Below are 26,780 nucleotides of genomic sequence, written 5' to 3'. Positions count from 1 at the left end.
GCGGCGTCTTTATCAATGCTTGCTGTCGTTGAGCGACATGCTCAGCAGTTGTTTTTCCTGGTTCCAGTCAAACGGCTCTTCATTCTGTTCGGCATCGTAGCGGCGTTCTTCGAGGGCCTGGTACAGGTCCAGTTCGTCATCCGGCATGAAATGCAGGCAGTCACCGCCGAAGAACCACAGCAGGTCGCGCGGTACCAGGTGGGCGATCTGTGGATAACGTTGAATGACCTGGCACATCAGGTCCTGGCCCAGGTACTGGCTTTCCAGCGGATCGTGGGGCAGTTGCTCCAGCAGATCGTCGAAGCGCTCGAGGAACAGGCCGTGACTTTCCTCCGGCACTTGTTCGGCTTCGCCCAGGGCGACGAGGATGCTGCGCAGGTGGTTGAGCAGGGCGAGATGGTAGTCCAGGTGTGCATTGGCCATGCTGGCGATCCTCTAAAGCAAAAACGGGCGCGGGAGTATACGGCTCCCGACGCCCGATGTCCCGGTCGGATTGTGCTCAGCGCACCTTGCCTTCGACAGGCAACAATTCCTCCTTGGTGAAGGCATCGACATCAATGACGCGTCTGCGCGCGGTTTCGGCGGCGTGCAACTGACTGGCTTGCTCGGCATCAAGGACGCCCGCTCGCACGGCCGCGTCGATCAACGGTTCGCCGGCCTCCACGGTCAGTTCGCCATTTTTCAGGGCATGGCGTAACTGTTTGTGCAATGCGGCGCTGTCGGCCAGCAGTTGGCTGGCGTGCTGCAGGGCACCGACCGGGTCCTGCGCATCGGTCGGGCGATAACAGCCGGCGAGCAAGGCTTCCAGGGCCGGATCGCCGGCGGCGCGGCCGATCAGTGCGGCGATTTCCGCGTCCAGTTCATCGCCGGGACCGGTGTGGCGCCGGCCGAAGGGGAACACGATCAGTCGCAAGGCGCCGCCGAGCAGGCGGCTCGGGAAGTTATCAAGCAGGCGGTCCAGAGCTTTCTCCGCCTGGCCGAGGCTTTCTTCCATGGCCCAGCGCAGCAGCGGTTGCAGATGTTCCGGTGAGTTCAGGTCGTGATAACGCTTGAGCGCCGCCGAACTCAGGTACAGATGACTGAGGACATCGCCCAGCCGTGCGGACAACCGTTCACGCCGCTTCAGCTCGCCGCCCAGCAGCATCATGCACAGATCCGCCAGCAGGGCGAAGGCCGCGGCCTGGCGATTGAGTGCGCGAAAATAGCCCTGGCTGAGGGCGTCACCCGGGGCTTTTTCAAAATGCCCCAGCCCAAGCCCGAGTACCAGCGTGCTGGCAGCATTGCCCACGGCGAAACCGATATGGCGCAACAGCAAGGTGTCGAATTCCTTGAGTGTCTGCTCATGGTCTTCCCGTCCCGCCAGCGCCATTTCCTTGAGAACGAAGGGATGGCAGCGGATTGCGCCCTGGCCGAAGATCATCAGGTTGCGCGAGAGAATATTGGCGCCTTCGACCGTGATGAAAATCGGCGCGCCCTGCCAACTGCGCCCCAGGTAATTGTTCGGGCCCATGATGATGCCCTTGCCGCCGTGGATATCCATGGCGTGCTGGATGCATTCGCGGCCGCGCTCAGTCAGGTGGTACTTGAGGATTGCCGAGAGTACCGACGGCTTCTCGCCAAGGTCCACGGCTTTGGCGGTCAGGATTCGCGCGCTGTCCATCAGCCAGGCGTTACCGCCGATGCGTGCCAGGGATTCCTGGATGCCTTCGAAGGCTGCCAGCGGCACATTGAACTGTTCCCGAATCTGCGCGTATTGGCCGCTGACCAGGCTGGTGAATTTGGCTGCGCCGGTGCCTACCGCCGGCAGGGAAATCGAGCGTCCCACCGACAGGCAGTTCATCAACATCATCCAGCCTTTGCCGAGCATTTCCTGGCCGCCAATCAGGAAGTCCAGCGGCACGAACACGTCCTTGCCGGCGTTGGGGCCGTTCATGAATGCCGCGCCCAGCGGGTGGTGACGCTTGCCGATGTCGACACCGGGGGTGTCGGTCGGAATCAGCGCCAGGCTGATGCCCAGCTCTTCCTTGTCACTCAACAGATGGTCAGGGTCATAAGCCTTGAAGGCGAGGCCCAGCAGAGTGGCGACCGGTCCGAGGGTGATGTAGCGCTTTTCCCAGTTCAGGCGCAGACCCAGGACTTCCTGCCCTTGCCACTGTCCTTTGCAAATGATGCCGGTGTCGGGCATGGCACCGGCATCGGACCCGGCGAGGGGACCTGTGAGGGCGAAGCAGGGGATTTCCTCGCCACGGGCGAGGCGGGGCAGGTAGTGGTTACGTTGTTCATCGGTGCCGTAGTGCAGCAGCAACTCCGCGGGACCGAGGGAGTTGGGCACCATCACGGTGGAGGCGAGGTCACCGCTGCGGGTGGCCAGTTTCATCGCCACCTGCGAGTGGGCGTAGGCGGAAAAGCCCTTGCCGCCGTATTCCTTGGGAATGATCAGGGCGAAGAAACCATGTGCCTTGATATGCGCCCAGGCTTCGGCGGGCAGGTCCATGTCCTGGCCGATCTGCCAGTCGCTGACCATGGCGCAGAGTTCTTCGGTGGGGCCGTCGATGAATGCCTGTTCCTCGGCGCTCAGTTCGGCCTTTGGATAACTCAGCAGCGTGTTCCAGTCCGGGCGACCGCTGAACAGTTCGCCGTCCCACCACACGGTGCCGGCGTCGATCGCTTCGCGCTCGGTGGTCGACATGGGCGGCAGGGTGCGCTGGAACCAGTTGAACATCGGCGCGGTAAACAGCTTGCGGCGCAGGTCCGGGAACAGCAGAGGCGCGGCGATAGCGGCCACCACCAGCAGGAGCAGGACGGTCAGCCAGCCAGGCGCCCGCGAAAAGATACCCATCGCCAGCACGTAGGCCGCGATGAGCGCCAGGGCCGGCAACGCCGGTGTCCGTCGGTGCGCCAGCCAGGCCGAGCCCAGCACGAGCACCACTAACCACAACAGCAACATAGTCTTTCCTCCTGGAAACCTTGCACGTGTCAGTACGTCCCACAGAGCGTAGCCGGCCTCTGCCGAACGGCATTGTCTGAACAGTGACAGGTTGTTGGCGGTGGAGTTCGCCGGGACTGCTCGGCGATTGCCTGGGCGTCACGCTGGAGTAGACTGGGCGTCCCTTGCAGATATCAGGATGTCGTCATGCTCAAGATCTGGGGCCGGAAGAATTCCAGCAACGTCAGGAAAGTGTTGTGGTGCGCACAGGAACTGGGGCTGGATTTCCAGTCTGTGGACGCCGGTGGTGCGTTCGGGCTGGTCAATGAACCGCACTATCGCGCACTCAACCCCAATGGTCTGGTGCCGATGATCGAAGATGATGGCCTGGTGCTCTGGGAGTCCAATGCCATCGTCCGCTATCTGGGCGCGAAACATGCACCGGGCACCGCCTGGTATCCGGAGGATCCAGTCGAGCGCGCCGAGGCCGACAAGTGGATGGACTGGACCACGTCGTCGCTGGCTACGCCATTCCGCCCCTTGTTCTGGGGCATCCTGCGCACGCCGGAAGACCAGCGTGACTGGGTGGCGATCAATGCCGCGCACAAGACCTGCGCGCAACTGCTGTCGATTGCCGACGAGACGCTGGCGTCGCAACCCTTCCTTTCCGGCCAAGAGCCGGGCATGGGGGATATCCCCCTGGGCTGTTTCGCCTACGCCTGGTTCGAGATGCCCATCGAGCGACCGGAGATGCGTCACCTGCGCGCCTGGTACGAGCGTCTGCGCGAGCGTCCGGCCTATCAGGCGGCGGTCATGACCGCGCTGACCTGAAAGCTTCGCTCAATGCGATAGTTATTATCGATAGGCTTGACTGTACTTGTGTGGCCGGGGCTTGCACCATGGCCCGCATTAATGCGACGGGTGCGCCCGTTCGCCGCCTGACTCACGAACAATTCCAACGGTGCAAAAAACCGCTATGAGTTCTGCTCTGTCCATTCGGCAGCTAACCAAGACCTACGGCAACGGCTTCCAGGCCCTCAAGGGCATTGATCTGGACGTCGCCGAAGGTGACTTCTTCGCGTTGCTCGGCCCCAACGGCGCCGGCAAGTCCACAACCATCGGCATTCTCTCGACCCTGGTGAACAAGACCAGCGGCAGCGTCAGTGTCTTCGGTCACGACCTGGACCGCCAGCCCGCCGCGCTCAAGCGCAGCATCGGTGTGGTGCCTCAGGAGTTCAACTTCAACCAGTTCGAAAAGACCTTCGACATCGTCGTCACCCAGGCCGGCTACTACGGTATTCCGCCGAAGGTTGCCAACGAGCGCGCCGAGCAATATCTGACGCAACTGGGGCTGTGGGACAAGCGCGATGTGCCGTCTCGTTCGCTGTCCGGCGGCATGAAGCGCCGGCTGATGATCGCCCGCGCGCTGATCCATGAGCCTCGCCTGCTGATCCTCGATGAGCCGACTGCGGGTGTGGATATCGAGCTGCGCCGTTCGATGTGGGGCTTCCTCACCGAACTGAACCAGCAGGGCATCACCATCATCCTCACCACGCACTACCTGGAAGAGGCTGAACAGTTGTGCCGCAACATCGGCATCATTGATCACGGCACCATTGTCGAAAACACCAGCATGCGCCAGTTGCTGGGCAAGCTGCATGTCGAAACCTTCGTGCTCGACCTGAAGCATGACCTGGCGCAGACGCCGCAACTGGCCGGTTATCCCTGCCGCCTGATCAATCCGCACACCCTGGAAGTCCAGGTCGACAAGGAAGTGGGCATCACCGCGCTGTTCGGCCAACTGGCCTTGCAGAACATCGAAGTGATCAGCCTGCGCAACAAGACCAATCGTCTCGAGGAGTTGTTCGTGTCCCTGGTTGAAAAGAATCTCTCCAAGGTGGCGATATGAGCTCGGAGCTGCGCGCCAATCTGGTCGCCCTCAACACCATCGTCTACCGCGAAGTACGCCGTTTCACCCGGATCTGGCCGCAGACCCTTCTGCCGCCGGCGATCACCATGGTTCTGTACTTCGTCATCTTCGGTAACCTTATCGGCCGGCAGATCGGTGACATGGGTGGCTTCACCTACATGGAGTACATCGTGCCGGGGCTGATCATGATGTCGGTGATCACCAACTCCTACGGCAACGTGGTGTCGAGTTTCTTCGGCAGCAAGTTCCAGCGTTCCATCGAAGAACTGATGGTTTCACCGGTCTCGCCGCACACCATTCTGATCGGCTACACCCTTGGCGGTGTGCTGCGCGGGCTGGCGGTAGGGGTGATCGTGACCTTGCTGTCGCTGTTCTTCACCCATCTGCAGGTGCATCACCTGGGGGTGACGGTGCTGGTGGTGTTGTTGACCGCGACGATCTTCTCGCTGCTGGGCTTCATCAACGCGGTCTTTGCACGCAACTTCGACGATATCTCGATTATTCCGACATTCGTCCTGACGCCCCTGACCTACCTCGGCGGGGTGTTCTATTCGATCAACCTGCTGCCGCCGTTCTGGCAGACCGTGTCGATGGCCAACCCGGTGCTGCACATGGTCAACTCGTTCCGCTACGGCATTCTCGGCGTGTCGGATATCCGTATCGGCGTTGCCATCACCTTCATGCTGGTCGCCACCGCGGTGCTGTATTTCGGGTGTGTTCGCCTACTGATCAGCGGACGTGGAATGCGCAGCTGATTTCGCCTTGCGCCGGCGCCACTGCCGGCCTACCCACCAGCGCCAGTAGAGCATGGTCAGGCAGTAGGCCAGGGCGCCGAGCAGCACGCCGCACACTACCGAACCGAGAAGGAAGGGTTGCCACAATGTGGATAACTGGTCGGTGATCCATTCGAAGGTGATTTCTTCCGGCAGCGTGCGGGCCGGAATCTGCATCAACCAAGCGCCCATCTGATAGGTGCAATAGAACACCGGCGGCATGGTGATCGGATTGGTCAGCCAGACCAGGCTGACGGCGATCGGCATGTTGCCGCGCACCAGGATCGACAGGCTGGCGGCCGCCAACATCTGCATCGGAATCGGAATGAAGGCGGCGAAAATACCAACTGCCATGGCCCGGGCCACCGAGTGACGGTTGAGGTGCCAGAGGTTGGCGTCATGCAGCAGCCGACCGAGGAATCGTAAGGACTTGTGTTCCCGGATGCTCGTCGGATCGGGCATGTAGCGTTTGAAAAGTCGACGCGGCATGTGGGGTCTCGGCGGTCGGAAGTGGGCAAGTATGCACGTATTACAACTAGTGACTATTCAGACTTTGTGACAATTAATAAGTGAGCGTTGGCCCGTGTTGATCTAAGCCTGCGGAGGGGTTTTGTTCAATCGGAGTACAAATGACGCGCACAGGGATGTTGTCGCTCGCGCTCGGGCTGTTGTGCCTGAGATTCATGCCGGAGCTGCCGTCCGTCGGTTGGCTGGTCACCTTCGCGTTGTTGGGGCTGGTTTGCCTCTGGCGGCGCGCCTTCCCGTTGGCGTTTTTCCTGTTTGGCCTGTGTTGGGCTTGTCTGTGCGCCCAGAGCGCGCTGAATGATCGTCTGGCGCGGGATCTGGATGGCCGCACGCTGTGGCTCGAAGGGCGGGTGGTCGGGTTGCCGGAGCAAGGCGAGCGTGGCGTCCGTTTCGAACTGGCCGAGGCGCAGTCCCGCCGCGCTGAGCTACCGCATCTGCTGCGTTTGAGCTGGCCGGAAGGGCCGCCAGTCAGAAGTGGCGAGCGCTGGCGCCTGGCGGTGAGCCTCAAAAGTCCACACGGTTTGCTCAATCCTCATGCGACCGATCCGCAGGCGGTGTTGCTGGCCAGACGCATCGGCGCGCTGGGGACGGTCAAGGCCGGCGAGCGGTTGGAGCCTGCCAGTGCGGCGTGGCGTGATGGCATTCGCCAGCGCCTGCTGGCGGTCGATGCCGATGGCCGCGAACAAGCACTGATTGCCTTGGTGCTCGGTGATGGCGCAGGGCTTGAGCGGGAGGACTGGAAGACCTTGCAGGCCACCGGCACGGTCCACCTGTTGGTGATTTCCGGGCAGCATATCGGCTTGCTCGCGGGGCTGGTCTACGCGCTGGTCAGTGGCTTGGCGCGACTGGGCTGGTGGCCGCGGCGCCTGCCGTGGTTGCCGTGGGCCTGCGGGCTGGCCTTCGCCGCTGCGCTCGGCTATGGCTTGCTGGCCGGTTTCCAGGTGCCCGTGCAGCGGGCCTGCATCATGCTCGCGGTGGTGCTGGCCTGGCGCTTGCGCTACCGGCACCTCGGCATCGCCTGGCCGTTGCTGATTGCCCTCAATGGCGTGCTGTTGTTCGAACCCCTTGCCAGTCTGTTGCCCGGTTTCTGGTTGTCGTTCGCGGCGGTGGCGGTGCTGTTGCTGATTTTCAGCGGCCGCCTCGGTGCCTGGTCGGCGTGGCTGGCCTGGGGGCGGGCGCAGTGGTTTATCGCGATTGGATTGCTGCCGGTGTTGCTTGCGCTTGGGCTGCCGGTCAGCCTCAGTGCGCCGCTGGCCAATCTGTTCGCTGTGCCGTGGCTAAGTATCCTGGTGTTGCCGCTGGCACTGCTGGGTACGCTGTTTCTGCCGCTGCCAATCATCGGCGAAAGCCTGCTCTGGCTGGCCGGTGCATTGCTCAACGTCCTTTTCGATCTGCTCGCTTGGCTGGCCGCCTGGCAACCGGCCTGGATCGCCCCGCAATTACCGCTGTGGAGCTGGCTCCTGGTGGCTGTCGGGGCGTTTTTGTTACTGCTGCCCAGTGGGCTGCCTATGCGCGTGCTCGGCTGGCCGTTGTTGTTGCTGGCGGGCTTCACTCCGCGAGAGGGGATTCCCGAAGGGCAGGTGGAAGTCTGGCAACTGGATGTAGGGCAGGGGCAGGCGTACGTCTTGCTCACCCGTCAGCACGCAATGCTCTTTGATGCAGGCCCGACGCGGGCCGAGGTGGACCTTGGCGAGTTGGTGGTGCTGCCGACCCTGCACAAGCTGGGAGTGAAGGCCCTGGACCTGATGGTGCTCAGTCACGCCCATGCTGATCACGCCGGTGGCGCGCTCGCGGTGCAGCGTGGCTTGCCAGTGCGGCGGGTGCTCGGTGGCGAGCCGGACGAGATGGCCGAAGCGCTGCAGGCCGAACCGTGTAGCAGCGCAGAGCAATGGGAGTGGGATGGCGTGCGGTTTTCACTTTGGCAGTGGGCGCAGGCCACTGACAGCAACCAGCATTCCTGCACCCTTCGCGTAGAGGCCGGGGGCGAAACGTTGTTGCTGGCCGGCGATATCGACCGCCATGCCGAGCAGGCGTGGCTGGAGGGATTTCAGGCTGGCCCGGTGGACTGGCTGCAGTCGCCGCATCACGGCAGCAAGAGTTCTTCCAGCTCGCGTTTCCTCAGAACCCTGGCGCCTGGCGGCGTGCTGATCTCTCGCGGACGTCACAACGGTTTCGGTCATCCCGCGCCGCTGGTCATGGCGCGGTACGCGGCATTGGGCATCGCCACCTATGACAGCGCGCTGCTGGGTGCGGTGCGCCTGCGCCTGGGCAGTTTCGGCGCGCCCCATGGCCTGCGCGAGCAGCGCCGTTTCTGGCGCGAACCGACGTGACAGTCTTCGGCAGCCACGGCCCCCTATGGTAGAGTGCAGAACTTTTTCCGAGGGGGTCCTTAAAGTGTGGGAATTGGTCAAGTCCGGTGGTTGGATGATGCTGCCGATCATTCTGAGTTCCATCGCTGCCATGGCTATCGTTGCCGAACGTCTGTGGACCCTGCGCGCCAGTCGCGTCACACCGCCACACCTGCTGGGGCAGGTCTGGCGCTGGATCAAGGACAAGCAGCTCAACACTGAAAAGCTCAAGGCGCTGCGTGCCGATTCGCCGTTGGGCGAGATCCTCGCCGCAGGCCTGGCCAACTCCCGTCATGGTCGCGAGATCATGAAAGAGTGCATTGAGGAGGCTGCTGCCCGGGTCATCCATGAGCTGGAGCGCTACATCAACGCCCTCGGCACCATCGCCGCGATGGCGCCGTTGCTGGGTCTGCTCGGCACCGTGCTGGGCATGATCGATATCTTCAGTTCGTTCATGGGCTCCGGCATGACCACCAATGCCGCGGTGCTCGCTGGCGGTATCTCCAAGGCACTGATCACCACGGCTGCGGGCCTGATGGTCGGTATTCCTGCGGTGTTCTTCCACCGTTTCCTGCAGCGCCGGATCGATGAACTGGTGGTCGGGATGGAGCAGGAGGCGATCAAGCTGGTCGAGGTGGTGCAGGGCGACCGTGACGTTGATCTGGCTGCCGGGAGCAAGGCGTGAAATTTCGGCGCAAGCAACGCGAGAACGTTGATATCAACCTGGCTTCGTTGATCGATGTGGTCTTCATCCTGTTGCTGTTCTTCGTCGTCACGACCACCTTCACCCGCGAAACCCAGTTGCGCGTGGAACTGCCAGAGGCCGCGAGCGGCGCGCCGGTGCCGGACTCCGAGCAGAAGCTGGTGGAAATCAGCATCAGCGCCGACGGCGTTTATTCGGTGAACAACCATCTGCTGCCCAAGAGCGACCTGGCCACCCTGACCGAGGCGCTGCAAAAGGAAGCGGGCGGTGACACCAAGCTGCCGCTGGCGATCAGCGCTGACGGCAAGACACCGCACCAGGCCGTGGTGACTGCAATGGACGCGGCCGGCAAGCTCGGCTTCAGCCACCTGCGCATGACCACGGTCGAGGCTGCGCCGGGGACGCCCTGATGGCTTTCGCCGATCGCCTGCTGGAGGCCTGGTATAAAGGCCATCCGCTGCTTGCGCTGTTGTCCCCGCTGGAAGCGCTGTACCGCAAGGTGGTGCGCGGCAAGCGCGAGCGCTTTCTGGCGGGGCAGGGTGATATCTATCGCGCGCCCGTGCCGGTGCTGGTGGTGGGCAACATCACCGTAGGCGGCACCGGCAAGACCCCGCTGATTCTCTTTCTGATCGAACATTGTCGCCAGCGCGGCCTGCGCGTTGGCGTGGTTAGTCGTGGCTATGGCGCCACCCCGCCACAGTTACCCTGGCGGGTACGCGCCGACCAGCCGGCCAGCCAGGCCGGTGACGAGCCACTGTTGATCGTCCAGCGCAGCGGCGTGCCGTTGATGATTGATCCGGACCGTTCGCAAGCGGTGCGTGCGCTGCTTGAGGCCGAACCGCTGGATCTGATTCTCTGCGACGACGGTCTGCAGCACTATCGCCTGGCTCGCGACCTGGAACTGGTGCTGATCGATGCCGCCCGCGGACTCGGTAATCGCCGTTGCCTGCCTGCGGGGCCATTGCGTGAACCTGCCGAGCGTCTGCAAGAGGTCGATGCGCTGCTCTACAACGGGGCTGCGGCCGATCGCGAAGACGGTTTCGCGTTCACCCTCCAGCCCACCGCGCTGGTCAACCTGAGCAGCGGCGAGCGCCGCCCGCTGGATCACTTCCCCGCTGGCCAGGCGTTGCATGCCGTGGCTGGCATCGGTAACCCGCAACGTTTCTTCAATACCTTGCAGGGACTAAACTGGCAGCCTGTGCCGCATCCCTTCGCCGATCACGCCGCCTTCAGCCCGCAAGCCCTGAGCTTCAGCCCGGTGCTGCCGGTGGTGATGACCGAGAAGGATGCTGTGAAATGCCGCAGTTTCGCCGCGCCGGACTGGTGGTACCTTGCCGTCGACGCACAGCCGTCGCCGGCTTTCGTGCGTTGGCTCGATGAGCAACTGACGCGCCTGCTGCCGGCCCGGCAGCCCTGATTCTTTTCTGTTTCCGGCCACACGCCTGAGGACTTTCCATGGACACCAAACTGCTCGATATCCTCGCTTGCCCGATCACCAAAGGCCCGCTCAAGCTCAGCGCCGACAAGACCGAGCTGATCAGCAAGGGCGCCGGCCTGGCCTATCCGGTTCGGGACGGCATTCCGGTGATGCTGGAAAGCGAAGCCCGTACCCTTACTGATGACGAGCGCCTGGACAAATGAGCGTTGCCTTCACTGTCGTGATCCCGGCCCGCCTGCGCTCGACACGCCTGCCAGGCAAGCCGTTGCTGCCCATCGCCGGCAAGCCGATGGTCCAGCATGTCTGGGAGCAAGCGCGCAAAAGCAGTGCTACCCGGGTGGTCATCGCCACCGATGATCCCGGCATCGTCGAGGCCTGCAAGGCCTTCGGTGCCGAGGTGCTGCTGACCCGTGAAGACCATGAATCCGGCACCGACCGCCTGGCCGAAGTGGCTGCTGCCCTGGGCCTGGCGGCCGATGCCATCGTGGTCAACGTTCAGGGTGACGAGCCGCTGATCCCGCCCTCGATCATCGACCAGGTGGCGGCCAACCTGGCCGAGCATCCGGAGGCAGGCATCGCCACCCTCGGCGAGCCTATCGAAGACGTCGAGTCGCTGTTCAATCCCAATGTGGTCAAGGTAGTCGCCGACTGCAACGGCCTGGCCCTGACCTTCAGTCGGGCGCCGTTGCCCTGGGCTCGCGATGCTTTCGCCAAAAGCCGTGACCGCTTGCCTGAAGGCGTGCCTTATCGTCGCCACATCGGCATGTACGCCTACCGCGCGGGTTTCTTGCAGGACTTCGTGGGTTGGGGCCCATGCTGGCTGGAGAAGGCCGAGGCGCTGGAGCAACTGCGGGCACTTTGGCATGGCGTGCGGATTCATGTGGCCGATGCCCTGGAAGCGCCGCCCGTCGGCGTTGATACCCCGGAAGACCTTGAGCGCGTGCGGCGCTTGCTGGAGGCTTGATGCGCGTTCTGTTCGTTTGCCTGGGCAATATCTGCCGCTCGCCGACCGCCGAAGGTGTACTGCGTCATCAATTGACGAAAGCCGGGCTCGCCGATGTGATCGAGGTTGCTTCGGCCGGGACCGGTGACTGGCATGTCGGCAAGCAGCCCGACAGCCGCACCCGGCGTGCCGCGCAACTGCGCGGTTATGACCTGTCGAGCCAGCGCGCGCAGCAGGTCCGCGTCGAGCATTTCAACGAGTACGACCTGATCCTGGCGATGGACAAGAGCAATCTTGCCAACCTGCAGAGCCTGCGGCCTGGGCACGCGAGTGCTGAGCTGGACCTGTTTCTGCGTCGTTACGAAGGCGCAATCGATGAAGTTCCGGACCCTTACTACGGCGGCGAACAGGGCTTCGAGCAGGTGCTCGACCTGATCGAGGCGGCGTGCCGCGGGCTGGTTATCGAATTGAAGGGGCGTCTATGAGCGCGGCCGTGCAATCTCAGGTCTCCCTCAAACCGTTCAACAGCTTCGGTATCGAGGTGACGGCGCGTTACTTCGCCCAGGCCCGCAGCGATGACGACGTTCGTGGTTTGCTGGCCTATGCCGGCGAGCACCAATTGCCCGTGATGGTGATTGGCGGCGGCAGTAACCTGCTGCTGACCCAGGACATTCCAGCGCTGGTGGTGCGGATGGACAGCTCCGGTATCCGGCTGCTGTCCGACGATGCCGGGCGGGTGGTGGTTGAGGCGGAAGCGGGCGAGCCCTGGCATCCGTTCGTGCAGTGGACGCTGGCGCATGGTCTGGTCGGGCTGGAGAATTTGAGCCTGATTCCGGGGACCGTGGGTGCGGCGCCGATGCAGAACATTGGCGCCTATGGCGTCGAAATCAAGGATGTCTTCGCCGGCCTGACCGCGCTGGATCGCCAGACCGGCGAGTTGCGCGACTTCAGTCTGGAAGAGTGCGACTTCGCCTATCGCGACAGCTTCTTCAAGCGTAACCCGGGGCGCTGGGTGATTTTGCGGGTGCGTTTCGCGCTGGGTCGCAATGCCCCGCTGCATCTGGACTACGGGCCTGTGCGCCAGCGTCTCAGCGAGCACGGCATCGAACAGCCGAGCGCGCAGCAGGTCAGCGACGCGATCTGCAGCATTCGCCGGGAGAAACTGCCGGATCCGGCGCAGTTGGGCAACGCCGGAAGCTTTTTCAAGAACCCGGTGATCAGTGCTGAACTGGCGGCGCGTATTCGTCTGGATCAACCGAGCCTGGTGGCTTATCCACAGGCTGACGGCCAGGTGAAGCTGGCTGCGGGCTGGCTGATCGAAACGGCGGGCTGGAAGGGGTATCGCGATGGCGATGCTGGCGTGCACCAGTTGCAGGCGCTGGTGCTGGTCAATCATGGTCAGGCCAGCGGCTCGCAGTTGCATGAGCTGGCCCGGAAGATCCAGGCTGATATCTTCAAGCGCTTCGGCGTCGAGCTGGAGATGGAGCCGAATCTGTATTGAGGCTTTTGGGCGCGGAGGCCTTGATGCTCCGCGCTTTTTCAAGGCTGAATAAAAAAGCCCCGCCAGCTTTCACTGGCGGGGCTTTTTATTGCCTTGGCGTTAGAACAGTGGCTTCTGTTCTTCCGTGGTTTCCAGGGCCTTTGGAGCTGGCGCTTCAACGGCTTCGGCAGGCGCTTCTTCCTGCTGGACCGGAGCCTCGACAACCGGTTCGGCCTCGGCAACAACTACCTCGGTAGTGACCGCTGCGCTGGCTGCGGCAGCAGCGGCTGCTTCGGCTTCACGCTTGCGGCGACGCACTTCACGAGGGTCGTTAGGTGCACGGCCATTCGCCAGGGTTGCTACCGGTGCTTCGGTTTCGGCTGGCTGTTCTACCGGCGCTTCCTCGGCAACAACGGCTGGCGCCGCTGGAGCTGGGGTTTCTACCGGAGCGGGTTCAGCAGCAACCGGCTCGACCACCACCACTGGTTCCTGAACTTCAGGTTGCGCAGCGGCGACTGGCTCGGCCTCGACAGGTGCAGGCACCTCGACAGGGGCTTCGACTGGCTGTGGTGCAGCTTCGACGACCTCAACAACCGGAGCGGCAGTCGGCTCGACAACTTCGACTACGGCGGCGGGTTGCTCGACGACCGGCGCGATGTTGGTTTCGACCGCTTCGGCAGCAGGCTGGACCGCTTCGGCAACTTCTGCGATTTCAGTTTGCAGGGAGGTTGCTTCGACTGGCTTGACCGCTTCTTCAACTACAGCAGTAGCGCGCTCGGCTTGCTCGTTGGCTTGCGCCTCGGCGTTGGCGCTGATGTTGCTGGTCGCTACCGCGGCCGTTACGGCCAGGCCGGCAGCCAGTTCGGCGCCGGTAGGCTCCAGGTCTTCGTCGGTGCCGTCTTCGCTGCCTTCCACGACGTTGCCATTGGCATCGCGCTGGCGCTCACGACGGTTGCTGCGACGACGCTGACCGCGGGAGCGGCGACGTGGACGTTCGCCTTCGGCGCCTTCCTGGTTGTCGTCCTGCAGCAGTTCTTCGTTTGGCAGTTGCTCTTCAGCAGCCTCTTCTACCTGCTCGGCAGGGCGTGGCTGACGCTCTTCACGCGGTGGACGCGGCTGGCGCTCCTCACGTGGTGCGCGTTCTTCGCGGGGAGCGCGTTCTTCACGAGGTGCACGCTCTTCACGTGGAGCGCGTTCCTCGCGAGGTGCACGCTCTTCGCGCGGTGCGCGCTCTTCACGTGGAGCACGTTCTTCGCGCGGCTGGCGCTCTTCGCGTGGCGCACGCTCAGGACGTTCTTCGCGAACGGCAGGGGCGGCATCCAGTGGCTCGCGCAGTTCGCGGACCGGACGGTCTTCGCGAGGACGACGCTCTTCACGCGGCGGACGCGGCTGGCGTTCTTCGCGTGGAGCACGAGGAGCACGCTCTTCGCGGTTCTGCACTTCCTCGCGAGGCTGGCGCTCTTCACGTGGGGCGCGTTCCGCGCGCTCTTCGCGTGGCTTGCGATCTTCGTCGCGACGACCGTTGCGGTTGCGGCTCTGCTGGCGACCGTTGCGACGCTCTTCGTTGCGCTGCGGGCGCTCGGCGGCAGGCTTCTCGGCAGCAGCAGGTGCGCTGACAGGCTCATCCTTGCCGGCGAACAGGCTGACCAGCGATTTCACCAGGCCCTTGAACAGGCTTGGTTCCGGTGCGACATGCACAGGAGCCGGAGCAGGTTGCTCGTCGGCGACCGGTACCGGGGCGTTGGCGCGGGCCGGGGCAGTCTTGACCGCAGCTTCCTGGCGAACCAGGGTGCGGGTCGCGGCGGCAGGCTGAACTTCTTCAACCTCGGCAGCGGCGATTTCGTAGCTGGACTGGCCGGTCAGGGCTTCCGGGTTGTCATCGCGCAGACGCTGGACTTCGAAGTGCGGCGTCTCGAGGTGATCGTTCGGCAGGATGATGATGCGGGCGCGAGTACGCAGTTCGATCTTGGTGATCGAGTTGCGTTTTTCGTTGAGCAGGAAGGCGGCGACCGGAATCGGGACCTGGGCGCGGACTTCGGCGGTGCGGTCCTTCAGGGCTTCTTCTTCGATCAGGCGCAGGATGGCCAGCGACAGGGATTCGACGTCACGGATGATGCCGGTGCCACTGCAGCGTGGGCAAACGATGCCGCTGCTCTCGCCGAGGGACGGGCGCAGACGCTGACGGGACATTTCCAGCAAGCCGAAGCGCGAGATGCGACCGACCTGAACGCGAGCACGGTCGGCTTCGAGGCATTCGCGGACTTTTTCTTCGACAGCACGCTGGTTCTTGGCCGGCGTCATGTCGATGAAGTCGATGACGATCAGACCGCCGATGTCACGCAGACGCAGTTGGCGGGCGATTTCCTCGGCCGCTTCCAGGTTGGTCTGCAGTGCGGTTTCCTCGATGTCGCTGCCCTTGGTGGCGCGCGCCGAGTTGATGTCGATGGAAACCAGGGCTTCGGTCGGGTCGATCACGATCGAGCCACCGGACGGCAGGTCGACTACGCGCTGGAAGGCGGTTTCGATCTGGCTTTCGATCTGGAAGCGGTTGAACAGCGGAACGCTGTCTTCGTACAGCTTGATCTTGCTGGCGTACTGCGGCATGACCTGGCGGATGAAGGTCAAGGCTTCTTCCTGGGCATCGATGCTGTCGATCAGCACTTCGCCGATGTCCTGGCGCAGGTAGTCGCGGATGGCGCGGATGATGACGTTGCTTTCCTGGTAGATCAGGAATGGCGCGGAGCGGTCTTGCGAGGCTTCCTTGATCGCGGTCCAGAGTTGCAGCAGGTAATCCAGGTCCCATTGCATCTCTTCGCTGCTGCGGCCAAGGCCGGCGGTGCGAACGATCAGGCCCATGTCGGCAGGGGCTACCAGGCCGTTGAGGGCCTCGCGCAGTTCATTGCGCTCTTCGCCTTCGATGCGGCGGGAGATACCGCCGGCACGCGGGTTGTTCGGCATCAGGACCAGGTAGCGGCCAGCGAGGCTGATGAAGGTGGTCAGGGCGGCGCCCTTGTTGCCACGCTCTTCTTTCTCGACCTGGACGATGACTTCCTGGCCTTCGCTCAGCACTTCCTTGATGTTCACCCGGCCTTCGGGCGACTTCTTGAAGTACTCGCGGGAAATTTCTTTCAGGGGCAGGAAACCATGACGCTCGGAGCCGAAGTCGACGAAAGCGGCTTCGAGGCTGGGTTCGATACGGGTAATCCGGCCTTTGTAGATGTTGGCCTTCTTCTGCTCGCGGGCACCGGACTCGATGTCCAGGTCGTAGAGGCGTTGGCCGTCTACCAGAGCAACGCGCAACTCTTCGGGTTGAGTCGCGTTAATCAGCATTCTTTTCATGTAATACCGTCGGTTTCCGGGCTGCCGGAAACGGCGTTCGGCACACACGACTTCTTCACGGTCGGTGTCAGGTGCGTCAGGGGTGGCGAACCATCCCGTGTCCAGCGGTATTCGGTCGACTGATATCCAGTGCTCACGAAACCGCGACGACGCTTCCTGCTTGCTGTGGTGTCATGCACTCAGTCAGGAGGAGGAATCAGCCTTCGGCCATGGACGCCCGGGGGCATCTCGATCAAGACCAGGTCCTGTCGCGGAGCCAGGGGCCCGCGGGTTGGACGCGGTACTACACGGTCCGACGGTTGTGCATCTCCACCCTACACGTATCCCTGAAAGTCGGGTGCTGCCGCGCGCTGAATCCGCAACGGGTTGCATTTATCGCCGGCTCAATTCGGGAGCCCGCGCATTTTCATGGCTAAGGCTGGTATTTCCGAAGTATCCGCCATGACTGCGTGGAAGCGTTGGCACTGAAGGAGTGGCATCGAAAAAAACGGGGTGGGAGGGTCAAATACCGCTCTTATTGTTTTTTATCGGTCTTCTCTCATCGGTGCTGGTGGCGATTCCAGGCATTTCTGTAAACTGGCGAAAGCCCCGTCGGACGGCCTCGCGTCCTCAAGAATTGCGTAGGTCAGGGCAGGCTTGAAGCCATTGGTCCGCTGGCCAGCCGCTTTTGGCGGCGTTCGCGACTATAGCAGCAATCATTAAGTGCTTCAAATCCATAAAAAATTGTTATGATCCCGCAAATGACGACCAATACCCCCCCGGCTTCCAGTGTTCAACTGATTGAAGTCGCGCCGGAACTTGCCGGCCAGCGCATCGATAATTTCCTCATCAACGTCCTCAAGGGCGTTCCCAAGACCTTGATTTACCGCATTGTGCGTAAAGGCGAAGTGCGGGTTAACAAAGGTCGGATCAAGCCTGAATACAAGCTGCAGGCCGGCGATGTTGTCCGCGTCCCGCCCGTTCGTCTGCCTGAGCGCGACGCACCGGTTCCGGTAGCCCAGGGCCTGTTGCAGCGACTGGAAGCCGCCATTGTCTACGAAGACAAGGCGCTGATCGTACTCAACAAGCCGGCCGGCATCGCCGTGCATGGTGGTAGCGGCCTGAACTTTGGCGTGATCGAAGCATTCCGGCAGTTGCGTCCGGACACCAAGGAGCTGGAGCTGGTCCATCGCCTGGACCGTGACACCTCCGGCCTGTTGATGATCGCCAAGAAGCGCAGCATGTTGCGCCATCTGCATACTGCGTTGCGCGGCGACGGCATCGACAAACGGTATATGGCGCTGGTTCGCGGACACTGGGCGACCGCCAAGAAGCAGGTCAATGCTCCGTTGCTCAAGAGCAACCTGCGCTCCGGGGAGCGGATGGTCGAGGTCAATGAAGAAGGCAAGGAGGCGCTGACGATCTTCCGCGTCCTGCGCCGTTTCGGTGATTTCGCAACCATGGTCGAGGCTCGTCCTATCACAGGAAGGACCCACCAGATCCGCGTGCATGCCTTGCACGCCGGGCACTGCATCGCTGGCGACAGCAAATACGGCGACGAAGACTTCACGCGGGAAATCCGCGAGCTGGGTGGCAAGCGTCTGTTCCTGCATGCTTATGCCCTGACCGTGCCGCTGCCGGATGGTGGTGAGCTGAAGCTTGAGGCGCCGGTGGATGAAATGTGGTCCCAGACCGTGGAGCGACTGAGTGCGGCGTGATTACGATCTGCTGATTTTCGATTGGGACGGCACGCTGGCCGACTCGATCGGTCGCATTGTCGAGGCGATGCACGCTGCCGCGCGGCGTGCGGGCTATCCATTGTGCGAGGACGACGCGGTCAAGGGCATCATTGGTCTGGCCTTGCCTGAGGCGATCAGTACGCTGTACCCCGAGTTGGTGGAGGCCGAAGTCATGGCCTTCCGTCAGCACTACGCCGATATCTACATGGCTCTGGATGACCAGCCTTCGCCGCTGTTTCCCGGTGTTATCGAGGCGCTGGACGCTTTTCGCGCCGAGGGCTACCGTCTGGCAGTGGCTACCGGCAAGGCCCGGCGGGGGCTGGATCGAGTGCTGCGGGCCAATGGCTGGGAGGATTTCTTCGATATCACCCGTGCTGCCGATGAGAGTCGGGGCAAGCCTGATCCGTTGATGCTGCAGGAGATTCTCGATCATTGCCGAGTCCCTGCGTCCCGTGCCTTGATGGTCGGGGATTCTTCGTTCGACCTGCTCATGGCGCAAAACGCCGGGATGCACTCGGTGGCGGTGGGTTATGGGGCAATGTCGCTGGAAGCGCTGAGCGTTTATGAACCGCAGTTGTCTATCGAACACTTCTCACAGTTGCAGGCCTGGCTTGGTCGGGTTGCTGCACCGGAACTCCAGGGTAGGTAAGCATGGTCGATGAGTGGAAGGCGCCTCGCGAAGAGCAGAGCGAAGATGGCAAAAGCTGGAAGTTGCTGGAGAAAACCCTGCTGGCCGGTGTGCAAGAGCAGCGCCGGGCGCGGCGTTGGGGGATATTTTTCAAGCTGCTGACCTTTCTCTACCTGTTCGGCCTCCTGTTCCTGCTGACGCCGTTGATGGATATGGAGAAGGGGGCGGTTGGTGGTTCCGGGCATACCGCGCTGGTGGAACTGCGTGGTGTGATTGCCGACCAGGAAGAGGCTAGCGCCGATAACATCATTGCCAGCCTGCGCGCGGCCTTCAAGGATCCCAAGACCAAGGCTGTGGTCATGCGCATCAACAGTCCTGGTGGTAGCCCGGTACAGTCCGGCTATGTCTACGACGAGATTCGTCGCCTACGCGGCGAGTATCCCGATATCAAGCTCTATGCGGTCATCACCGACCTGGGTGCCTCCGGGGCCTACTACATCGCCAGCGCAGCTGATCAGATCTATGCCGACAAGGCCAGTCTCGTCGGTTCGATTGGTGTGACGGCTGCCGGTTACGGGTTTGTCGGGACCATGGAAAAGCTCGGCGTCGAGCGGCGGACTTACACGGCAGGGGAGCACAAGGCGTTCCTTGACCCGTTCCAGCCGCAGAAGCCCGAAGAGACGGCGTTCTGGCAGAGTGTGCTGGAAACCACTCACAAACAGTTCATTGCCAGCGTGAAGCAGGGCCGTGGCGAGCGCCTGAAAGACAAGGAGCACCCTGAGCTGTTCAGCGGGTTGATCTGGTCTGGCGAGCAGGCCGTAGGTCTGGGCCTGGTAGATGCCTTGGGTAGTGCGGGCTATGTGGCGCGGGATGTCGTGGGCGAAAAGGATCTGGTGGACTTTACCGTCAAGGAGTCGCCGTTTGATCGCTTTTCCAAGCGTCTGGGTGCCAGCGTTGCTGAGCACCTGGCCATGTGGATGGGCTTCCAGGGTCCGACGCTGCGCTGATTGTTGGTGCGATGAAAAAGCCGGTCCTGAGGGGCCGGCTTTTTATTGGGTCAAGGGATGCTGAAGCCTTCTTTTATAAGCATGTCCACCAGGCGGATCAGCGGCAGGCCGATCAGGCTGGTGGCGTCGCTGCCGTGGGTGCTCTGGAACAGGCTCACGCCCAGGCCTTCGCACTTGAAGCTTCCTGCGCAATCGTAGGGTGTCTCGATGTGCAGGTAGCGCTCGATGCGCGCCAGGTCAAGCTCGCGCATGTGCACGGTGAAAGGCACGCAGTCGACCTGGCATTCCCCGCTATCGCTGTTGAGCAGGGCGACGCCGGTCAGGAAGGTGACATGGTTGCCGCTCGCGGCAAGCAGTTGTTCGCAGGCTTTGTCGAAGGTGTGCGGCTTGCCGAGGATCTGTTCGCCGAGGACCGCCACTTGGTCGGAGCCGATGATCAGGTGTGCAGGGTGGCGCTGGGCCAGGGCGTGTGCCTTTTCCCGGGCGAGGCGCTTGACCAGCTCAACGGCGGGCTCTTCGTCCAGGCGGCGCTCGTCGATGTCTGGCGAGGCCCAGTCGAAGGGCAGTTGCAGGCGCGCCAGCAATTCGCGCCTGTAGGGGGAGCTGGAAGCCAGTATCAAGGGCAGCATGAGTTACTCCAGTGCAGGTTGGCCGATTCAAGGCTCTGTACGAAATGCATCCGAACTCGCCCATGCTGCGTTGAAAACAGGCTCGGAATGCTCATTGACAACCAGTCAACTCCGCTTCCTCGCCTGTTTTCGCCTTGCCTGGCCTTCGCTCGAATACATTTCGTACAAAGCCTAACATGTTGAACTGGGCTGAATTTCCTTTGACAGGGGCGGGGGGCATCCCTAGAATGCTGCGCCTATGTTGAATGACCCGATTCCACCTCACGTTGACCCGCGCAAATTGGCCGATCGTGGCGTTTCCATCCAAGGAAACGTAACGCTTGCCAGTTTGGAGAGACTCTGCGACCCGCTTTCCGACAATGTCGGTACGGTGCAGGCCAAATTCGATTTTGAACGAGACGAGCAGAACTCGGTGGTTGTACACACCGACCTGAACGTCGAGGTCAAGATGGTTTGCCAGCGTTGTCTTGAGCTGGTCACCCTGCCGATCCACAGCGAATGTACTTACGTTGTGGTGAAGGAGGGTGCGAATACCCAGTCGTTGCCGAAAGGTTATGACGTGCTGGAACTGGGCGAGGATCCTTTGGATCTGCAGGCATTGATCGAGGAAGAGCTTCTGCTCGCCTTGCCCATTGTGCCTGCTCATCATCCGGAAGAATGCCAGCAGCCGGCGGGCGCCGATGAGCCCGAATCGAGCGAGGACGAGGTAACGCGGTCCAACCCGTTCAGTGTATTGGCGCAGTTAAAGCGTGACCCAAACGTTTAGGAGTTAATCAATTATGGCTGTTCAGCAGAACAAAAAATCCCGCTCTGCCCGTGACATGCGCCGTTCGCACGACGCCCTCGAGGCCAGCGCACTGTCCGTAGAAAAAACCACCGGTGAAGTTCACCTGCGCCACCACGTTTCGCCAGAAGGCGTATACCGTGGTCGTAAAGTGATCGACAAGGGCGCTGACGAGTAATCCTTGTCCGCTCAGATCATTGCGGTTGATGCAATGGGCGGGGACTTCGGTCCCCGCAGCATTGTTCAGGCGAGTCTCGCTTGCCTTTCTGCTACACCCTCGCTTCATCTGACCCTCGTCGGTCAACTCTCCCTTCTTGAAGACCTGATCGTTGGCCAGCCGGCTGCGGATCGCGCGCGTCTGCAAATCGTTGCGGCAAGCGAAGTGATCGGCATGGACGAGCGTCCCTCGCAGGCATTGCGTGGCAAGCCTGACTCATCAATGCGCGTGGCCCTCGAATTATTGCGCGATGGCAAGGTGCAGGCCTGTGTCAGTGCCGGCAATACCGGTGCGCTGATGGCGCTTTCACGGTACGTGCTTAAAACGTTGCCGGGTATTGATCGCCCGGCGATGGTGGCGGCGATCCCGACCCAGACGGGTTATTGCCAGTTGCTCGATCTGGGAGCCAATGTCGACTGCAGTGCCGAGCACCTTTATCAGTTCGCGGTAATGGGTTCGGTGGCGGCTCAGGCGTTGGGTATCAGCCGGCCGCGCGTGGCGTTGCTCAATATCGGTACGGAAGACATCAAGGGCAACCAGCAGGTCAAGCTTGCGGCGAGCCTTTTGCAGCAGGCGCGCGGCCTCAACTACATCGGTTTTGTCGAGGGTGACGGCCTGTATCGTGGTGAGGCGGATGTGGTGGTGTGTGACGGTTTTGTGGGCAATATTCTGCTCAAGTCCAGCGAGGGGTTGGCGACCATGATCGCCGCGCGTATCGAGGCCCTGTTTCGCGGCGGGATCGCCACGCGATTGGTGGGGGCGATGGCCATGCCACTGCTCAAGCGCCTGCAGGCCGACCTCGCTCCGGCGCGGCATAATGGCGCAAGTTTTCTCGGGCTGCAGGGTATCGTCATCAAGAGCCACGGCTCGGCCGGCGTCCAGGGCTTTCAAAGTGCGATCCAGCGCGCACTGATCGAAATCCAGGAGAACCTGCCGCAACGTTTGCACGGGCGTCTCGAAGATCTGTTGCTTTAGGCATTCGCAAGGAAGTGGTTAAATGTGACCGCTTGGTTCTCGTTACCATCCAACGTTCAGTTTCTTGTGTCCAGCTACGGCTGGACACTTAATTTTCGACGACAAGATCACTAGGGGCTTGTTCAATGTCTGCATCCCTCGCATTCGTCTTTCCTGGTCAAGGTTCGCAGTCGCTCGGCATGCTTGCCGAGCTGGGCGCCCAGCACCCGCTGGTCATCGACACCTTCCGTGAGGCCTCCGAGGCTCTGGGCTACGATCTCTGGGCTTTGATCCAGAACGGCCCGGAAGAGCAACTCAATCAAACCGACAAAACCCAGCCCGCCATCCTGACCGCCTCTATCGCCCTGTGGCGTCTGTGGCTGGCTGAAGGTGGCGCGCGTCCTGCTTTTGTCGCGGGCCACAGCCTGGGTGAATACAGTGCCCTGGTCGCCGCCGGCAGCCTGACTCTGGCTGACGCGGTCAGGCTGGTCGAGCGTCGCGGTCAACTGATGCAGGAGGCCGTTCCGGCCGGGCAAGGCGCCATGGCGGCGATTCTTGGTCTGGACGATGCTGATGTTGTCGCCATTTGTGCCGAAGCGGCCCAGGGCGAAGTGGTCAGCGCCGTCAATTTCAACTCGCCAGGCCAGGTTGTCATCGCCGGTGCAAAGGCTGCGGTCGAGCGTGCCATCGAGGGCTGCAAGGCTCGCGGCGCCAAGCGTGCGCTGCCGCTTCCGGTCAGCGTTCCATCGCACTGTGAGCTGATGCGTCCGGCTGCCGAGCGCTTTGCCGAATCGGTCAACGCGATCGAGTGGAAAGCTCCCGAGATTCCGGTTGTCCAGAACGTCAGTGCTGGCGTGGCGGCCGATCTGGATACCCTCAAGCGTGATCTGCTGGAACAACTCTACAAACCGGTCCGCTGGGTCGAGTGCGTACAGGCGCTGGCCGGCAAGGGCGCGGTGCAATTGGTCGAGTGTGGCCCGGGCAAGGTTCTGGCCGGCCTGAACAAGCGGTGCGCCGATGGCGTAACCACTTACAACCTCAATACCCCGGATGCCGTCGCCGCCGCCCGTGCGGCGCTGGCCTGAATTAGGAGAGCTTGCATGAGTCTGCAAGGTAAAGTTGCATTGGTCACCGGCGCCAGCCGTGGTATTGGTCAAGCCATCGCACTGGAGCTGGGGCGCCAGGGCGCAACCGTCATCGGTACCGCCACTTCCGCTTCGGGTGCAGAGCGCATTGCTGCCACCCTGAAGGAGCACGGCATCACGGGTACCGGGCTGGAACTCAATGTCACCAGCGATGAATCTGTCAGCTCGGTTCTGGCTGCCATTCAGGCGCAGTTCGGTGCACCGACCATTCTGGTGAACAACGCCGGTATCACCCGCGACAACCTGATGATGCGGATGAAGGACGACGAGTGGTTCGATGTCATCGACACCAACCTCAACAGCCTCTACCGTTTGTCCAAGGGCGTTCTGCGCGGCATGACCAAGGCACGTTGGGGTCGTATCATCAGCATCGGCTCGGTGGTGGGTGCCATGGGTAATGCTGGCCAGGTGAACTATGCTGCGGCCAAGGCCGGCCTGGAAGGCTTCAGCCGTGCGCTGGCTCGCGAAGTCGGTTCCCGCGCTGTTACCGTCAACTCGGTGGCTCCCGGCTTTATCGATACCGACATGACCCGCGAGTTGCCGGAAGCTCAGCGCGAAGCGCTGCAGACGCAAATTCCGCTGGGTCGTCTGGGGCAGGCTGATGAAATCGCGAAAGTGGTTTCGTTCCTGGCATCCGACGGCGCGGCATACGTGACTGGTGCAACCATTCCAGTCAACGGCGGGATGTACATGTAGTCAAATGTGACGGATTGCTTTAAAAAAATGTCATACGAGCTGACTAAAATCCGTTATAAAGCTGCAATCAAATTCTAGGCAGCCGGCAGGTGTCATGTTCGAAGGGCGCTTTACGCTTGAAAAGCAGGCGTCTTTCTATAAACTTACACACCGGCCAGCTGCCTGACATATGTCCATTAGGAGTGAAAACAAGGTATGAGCACCATCGAAGAACGCGTCAAGAAAATCGTCGCCGAGCAACTGGGCGTTAAAGAAGAAGAAGTGAAAAACGAATCTTCTTTCGTAGAAGATCTGGGTGCCGATTCCCTTGATACCGTTGAGCTGGTGATGGCTCTGGAAGAGGAATTCGAGACCGAGATTCCTGACGAAGAAGCTGAAAAGATCACTACTGTTCAAGCTGCTATCGACTACGTCAACAGCCACCAGGCTTAAGACTTTGTAGTCGTTGCTTCTTGTCAGGGAAAAACCGCACTGCCTTTGCTGGCGTGCGGTTTTTTCTTTGCGAGAAATGTAGACATCCAGAATAAGGAGAGTGCTGTGTCGCGTAGACGCGTCGTGGTCACCGGTATGGGTATGCTGTCGCCATTGGGTACCGATGTACCGAGCAGTTGGCAGGGCATTCTGGCTGGCCGCAGTGGCATTGGTCTGATCGAGCATACAGACCTTTCTGCCTACTCCACCCGTTTTGGCGGCTCGGTAAAGGGCTTCGAGGTTGAGCAGTATCTGTCGCTCAAGGAAGCTCGCAAGCTCGATTTGTTCATTCAGTACGGTCTGGCTGCCGGTTTTCAGGCGGTTCGTAACGCCGGCCTGGAAGTTACCGATGCAAACCGTGAGCGTATCGGCGTGGCCATGGGTTCAGGCATCGGTGGCCTGACCAACATCGAAGAAACCAGTCGTACCTTGCATGATCAGGGCCCGCGGCGTATTTCGCCGTTCTTCGTGCCTGGTTCGATCATCAACATGATTTCCGGTTTCCTGTCCATCCACCTGGGTGTGCAGGGGCCTAACTACGCCATTGCCACGGCTTGTACCACGGGTACCCATTGCATTGGCATGGCGGCGCGCAACATCGCTTTCGGCGAAGCTGATGTGATGATTGCCGGCGGTGCCGAGATGGCTGCCTGCGGCCTTGGCATGGGCGGCTTTGGTGCTTCGCGCGCACTGTCGACCCGCAATGACGAGCCGACTCGCGCCAGTCGTCCTTGGGACAAAGGCCGCGACGGTTTCGTACTGTCCGACGGTGCCGGCGCCCTGGTGTTGGAAGAGCTGGAACACGCCAAGGCTCGAGGCGCAACCATTTACGCCGAGCTGGTCGGTTTCGGCATGAGCGGTGACGCCTACCACATGACTTCGCCGCCCGAAGACGGCGCCGGCGCGGCTCGCTGCATGGCCAACGCCTTGCGTGATGCACGTGTCGCCCCGGCCCAGGTCAATTACATCAACGCCCACGGCACGTCGACGCCGGCGGGTGACCTGGCGGAAGTTGCTGCGGTCAAGTCGGTGTTCGGCGAGCACGCTTACAAGCTGGCAGTCAGCTCGACCAAGTCGATGACCGGTCACTTGCTGGGGGCTGCGGGTGCTGTCGAGGCGATCTTCAGTGTCCTGGCGATCAACGGGCAGGTGGCGCCACCGACCATCAACCTGGACGAGCCCGATGTGGGTTGTGACCTGGATTTCGTTCCGCATGAGGCGCGCAACATGCCCATCGATGTGGTCCTGTCCAACTCGTTCGGCTTTGGCGGTACCAACGGTTCGCTGGTGTTCCGCCGGTTCGCGGGCTGATGCAAGCCTGGGTCGATGGTCACAGTGCCGATTCCCTGGCGCTGCACAACCGCGGCCTGGCTTATGGCGATGGTCTGTTCGAGACCATCGCTGTCATCGCAGGGCGACCGTCCCTGCTCGAGTATCACTTCGACCGCCTGGCGCTGGGTTGCCAGCGCCTGGCGATCGAGGCTGATCACGCGCTGATTCGTGATGAGCTGTGTCGATACGCCGCCTTGCTTGGCAATGGCGTGCTCAAGCTCATTCTCACCCGGGGTGATAGCCAGCGAGGCTACGCCGCCGCCGCAGGTGCGATACCGCGCCGTATCCTCCAGGGCAATCCTGCCCCCGCATATCCCATCGAGCATGCCGAGCAGGGGGTCCGCCTCTTTGCCTGTCGTACCCGATTGGCCGAGCAGCCTTTGTTGGCGGGTCTCAAGCATCTCAATCGCCTGGAACAGGTACTGGCTCGTGCTGAATGGCAGGGCGCCGAGTACGCAGAAGGATTGATGCTTGATGTGTCGGGGCGGGTGATCGAAGGGGTCTACAGCAACCTGTTCCTGGTGCGCAACAATGCCCTGCTGACCGCTGACCTGAGTCGCTGCGGTGTCGCTGGGGTGATGCGTGCCGCCTTGCTGGAGGCTGCGGCCGGGGAGGGCGTCGCGGTGAGCGTCACCGACCTGTCGATGGCAGACCTTGAGCAGGCCGATGAAGTGTTCGTCTGCAACAGTGTCTACGGCATCTGGCCGGTGCGTTCATTTGCATCGCTGAACTGGTCGCCGGGGCCTCTCACCCGTAAACTGCAGGCCATTGCCCGTACGCTACTGGATGCCTGA

The 26,780-nt window shown here is 61.9% G+C and carries 27 protein-coding genes; 22 read left to right on the top strand and 5 right to left on the bottom strand.

Annotated features, from left to right (window positions below; translation table 11 throughout):
• Positions 1-12: 12 nt before the first annotated feature.
• Together HWV67_RS28560 and HWV67_RS28555 are read right to left on the bottom strand one after the other, a co-directional pair.
• Positions 13-423 carry a PA2817 family protein gene (locus HWV67_RS28560; protein WP_095155595.1) on the bottom strand — a complete coding sequence of 137 codons (411 nt, stop codon included), beginning with the start codon at positions 421-423 and terminating at the stop codon, positions 13-15.
• 76 nt (positions 424-499) lie between these two features.
• Positions 500-2,947, bottom strand: a complete 2,448-nt coding sequence (locus tag HWV67_RS28555) for an acyl-CoA dehydrogenase (RefSeq protein ID WP_175653654.1) — start codon at positions 2,945-2,947, stop codon at positions 500-502.
• Between the two features lie 186 nt (positions 2,948-3,133).
• On the opposite strand from HWV67_RS28555, the gene HWV67_RS28550 reads away from it, so the two are divergent.
• The 3 genes from HWV67_RS28550 (at position 3,134) to HWV67_RS28540 (ending at position 5,611) form a co-directional block, all read left to right on the top strand.
• Positions 3,134-3,757 (top strand): glutathione S-transferase family protein, encoded by a 624-nt coding sequence (locus tag HWV67_RS28550; protein WP_175653653.1) that lies wholly within the window; start codon positions 3,134-3,136, stop codon positions 3,755-3,757.
• A gap of 145 nt (positions 3,758-3,902) precedes the next feature.
• The gene (locus HWV67_RS28545) at positions 3,903-4,835 is read left to right on the top strand and encodes an ABC transporter ATP-binding protein (protein WP_175653652.1); all 933 of its coding nucleotides are present in this window, start codon (positions 3,903-3,905) and stop codon (positions 4,833-4,835) included.
• Entirely contained in the window at positions 4,832-5,611 is a 780-nt protein-coding gene (locus tag HWV67_RS28540) for an ABC transporter permease (protein ID WP_095155599.1), read from the top strand. Before HWV67_RS28545 ends, HWV67_RS28540 begins: the two co-directional genes overlap by 4 nt.
• On the opposite strand, the gene HWV67_RS28535 is transcribed toward HWV67_RS28540, so the two are convergent.
• Positions 5,579-6,118 carry a DUF2062 domain-containing protein gene (locus tag HWV67_RS28535; RefSeq protein WP_175653651.1) on the bottom strand — a complete coding sequence of 180 codons (540 nt, stop codon included), beginning with the start codon at positions 6,116-6,118 and terminating at the stop codon, positions 5,579-5,581. The genes HWV67_RS28540 and HWV67_RS28535 overlap by 33 nt on opposite strands.
• Before the next feature lie 155 nt (positions 6,119-6,273).
• On the opposite strand from HWV67_RS28535, the gene HWV67_RS28530 reads away from it, so the two are divergent.
• From HWV67_RS28530 to murB, 8 genes are all read left to right on the top strand, one after another.
• A complete protein-coding gene (locus HWV67_RS28530; RefSeq protein ID WP_175653650.1) occupies positions 6,274-8,484 on the top strand; it encodes a DNA internalization-related competence protein ComEC/Rec2 in 2,211 nt (736 codons plus the stop codon).
• 64 nt (positions 8,485-8,548) lie between these two features.
• Positions 8,549-9,187 (top strand): MotA/TolQ/ExbB proton channel family protein, encoded by a 639-nt coding sequence (locus HWV67_RS28525; protein ID WP_175653649.1) that lies wholly within the window; start codon positions 8,549-8,551, stop codon positions 9,185-9,187.
• Entirely contained in the window at positions 9,184-9,615 is a 432-nt protein-coding gene (locus HWV67_RS28520) for an ExbD/TolR family protein (RefSeq protein WP_175653648.1), read from the top strand. The genes HWV67_RS28525 and HWV67_RS28520 overlap by 4 nt, the downstream gene beginning before the upstream one ends.
• On the top strand, positions 9,615-10,622 hold the full coding sequence (gene lpxK / locus HWV67_RS28515) for a tetraacyldisaccharide 4'-kinase (RefSeq protein WP_175653647.1): 1,008 nt from the start codon (positions 9,615-9,617) through the stop codon (positions 10,620-10,622). Before HWV67_RS28520 ends, lpxK begins: the two co-directional genes overlap by 1 nt.
• Positions 10,623-10,660: 38 nt before the next feature.
• On the top strand, positions 10,661-10,846 hold the full coding sequence (locus HWV67_RS28510; protein ID WP_028633616.1) for a Trm112 family protein: 186 nt from the start codon (positions 10,661-10,663) through the stop codon (positions 10,844-10,846).
• Positions 10,843-11,607, top strand: a complete 765-nt coding sequence (kdsB, locus tag HWV67_RS28505) for a 3-deoxy-manno-octulosonate cytidylyltransferase (protein WP_175653646.1) — start codon at positions 10,843-10,845, stop codon at positions 11,605-11,607. Before HWV67_RS28510 ends, kdsB begins: the two co-directional genes overlap by 4 nt.
• Positions 11,607-12,071 carry a low molecular weight protein-tyrosine-phosphatase gene (locus HWV67_RS28500; protein WP_175653645.1) on the top strand — a complete coding sequence of 155 codons (465 nt, stop codon included), beginning with the start codon at positions 11,607-11,609 and terminating at the stop codon, positions 12,069-12,071. Before kdsB ends, HWV67_RS28500 begins: the two co-directional genes overlap by 1 nt.
• Complete coding sequence (murB, locus tag HWV67_RS28495) at positions 12,068-13,087, top strand: UDP-N-acetylmuramate dehydrogenase (RefSeq protein ID WP_175653644.1); 1,020 nt, start codon at positions 12,068-12,070, stop codon at positions 13,085-13,087. The genes HWV67_RS28500 and murB overlap by 4 nt, the downstream gene beginning before the upstream one ends.
• A 99-nt stretch (positions 13,088-13,186) precedes the next feature.
• Here murB and rne read toward each other — a convergent pair whose 3' ends face one another.
• Complete coding sequence (gene rne, locus HWV67_RS28490; RefSeq protein ID WP_175653643.1) at positions 13,187-16,405, bottom strand: ribonuclease E; 3,219 nt, start codon at positions 16,403-16,405, stop codon at positions 13,187-13,189.
• 740 nt (positions 16,406-17,145) lie between these two features.
• Here rne and rluC point away from each other — a divergent pair.
• From rluC to HWV67_RS28475, 3 genes are read left to right on the top strand one after another with little or no spacing between them, the layout of a single operon-like run.
• Entirely contained in the window at positions 17,146-18,102 is a 957-nt protein-coding gene (gene rluC / locus HWV67_RS28485; protein ID WP_095155725.1) for a 23S rRNA pseudouridine(955/2504/2580) synthase RluC, read from the top strand.
• Positions 18,092-18,772: an HAD-IA family hydrolase gene (locus tag HWV67_RS28480; RefSeq protein ID WP_175653642.1), complete on the top strand. Its 681-nt coding sequence runs from the start codon at positions 18,092-18,094 to the stop codon at positions 18,770-18,772. Before rluC ends, HWV67_RS28480 begins: the two co-directional genes overlap by 11 nt.
• Positions 18,773-18,774: 2 nt before the next feature.
• Positions 18,775-19,758 (top strand): S49 family peptidase, encoded by a 984-nt coding sequence (locus HWV67_RS28475; protein WP_175653641.1) that lies wholly within the window; start codon positions 18,775-18,777, stop codon positions 19,756-19,758.
• 50 nt (positions 19,759-19,808) lie between these two features.
• Here HWV67_RS28475 and HWV67_RS28470 read toward each other — a convergent pair whose 3' ends face one another.
• Entirely contained in the window at positions 19,809-20,387 is a 579-nt protein-coding gene (locus HWV67_RS28470) for a Maf family protein (RefSeq protein ID WP_175653640.1), read from the bottom strand.
• 238 nt (positions 20,388-20,625) lie between these two features.
• On the opposite strand from HWV67_RS28470, the gene HWV67_RS28465 reads away from it, so the two are divergent.
• The 8 genes from HWV67_RS28465 to pabC all read left to right on the top strand — a co-directional run bounded on the left by HWV67_RS28465 (position 20,626) and on the right by pabC (position 26,780).
• Positions 20,626-21,153 (top strand): YceD family protein, encoded by a 528-nt coding sequence (locus HWV67_RS28465; protein WP_095155612.1) that lies wholly within the window; start codon positions 20,626-20,628, stop codon positions 21,151-21,153.
• A 13-nt stretch (positions 21,154-21,166) separates the two neighbouring features.
• A complete protein-coding gene (gene rpmF / locus HWV67_RS28460) occupies positions 21,167-21,349 on the top strand; it encodes a 50S ribosomal protein L32 (protein ID WP_010447173.1) in 183 nt (60 codons plus the stop codon).
• 3 nt (positions 21,350-21,352) lie between these two features.
• Positions 21,353-22,363: a phosphate acyltransferase PlsX gene (plsX, locus tag HWV67_RS28455; RefSeq protein ID WP_175653639.1), complete on the top strand. Its 1,011-nt coding sequence runs from the start codon at positions 21,353-21,355 to the stop codon at positions 22,361-22,363.
• A gap of 125 nt (positions 22,364-22,488) precedes the next feature.
• A complete protein-coding gene (gene fabD / locus HWV67_RS28450) occupies positions 22,489-23,427 on the top strand; it encodes an ACP S-malonyltransferase (protein WP_175653638.1) in 939 nt (312 codons plus the stop codon).
• A 15-nt stretch (positions 23,428-23,442) separates the two neighbouring features.
• A complete protein-coding gene (fabG, locus tag HWV67_RS28445; protein WP_095155615.1) occupies positions 23,443-24,183 on the top strand; it encodes a 3-oxoacyl-ACP reductase FabG in 741 nt (246 codons plus the stop codon).
• 195 nt (positions 24,184-24,378) lie between these two features.
• A complete protein-coding gene (acpP, locus tag HWV67_RS28440) occupies positions 24,379-24,615 on the top strand; it encodes an acyl carrier protein (protein WP_010223225.1) in 237 nt (78 codons plus the stop codon).
• Between the two features lie 105 nt (positions 24,616-24,720).
• The gene (fabF, locus tag HWV67_RS28435) at positions 24,721-25,965 is read left to right on the top strand and encodes a beta-ketoacyl-ACP synthase II (RefSeq protein WP_175653637.1); all 1,245 of its coding nucleotides are present in this window, start codon (positions 24,721-24,723) and stop codon (positions 25,963-25,965) included.
• Positions 25,965-26,780: an aminodeoxychorismate lyase gene (pabC, locus tag HWV67_RS28430; protein ID WP_175653636.1), complete on the top strand. Its 816-nt coding sequence runs from the start codon at positions 25,965-25,967 to the stop codon at positions 26,778-26,780. Before fabF ends, pabC begins: the two co-directional genes overlap by 1 nt.

It is taken from the genome of Pseudomonas sp. Marseille-P9899 (assembly GCF_903166565.1).
GTDB lineage: Bacteria > Pseudomonadota > Gammaproteobacteria > Pseudomonadales > Pseudomonadaceae > Aquipseudomonas > Aquipseudomonas huaxiensis.
Note: the sequence above shows the minus strand (reverse complement) of the source record. Positions and strands in the feature narration are given on the sequence as shown.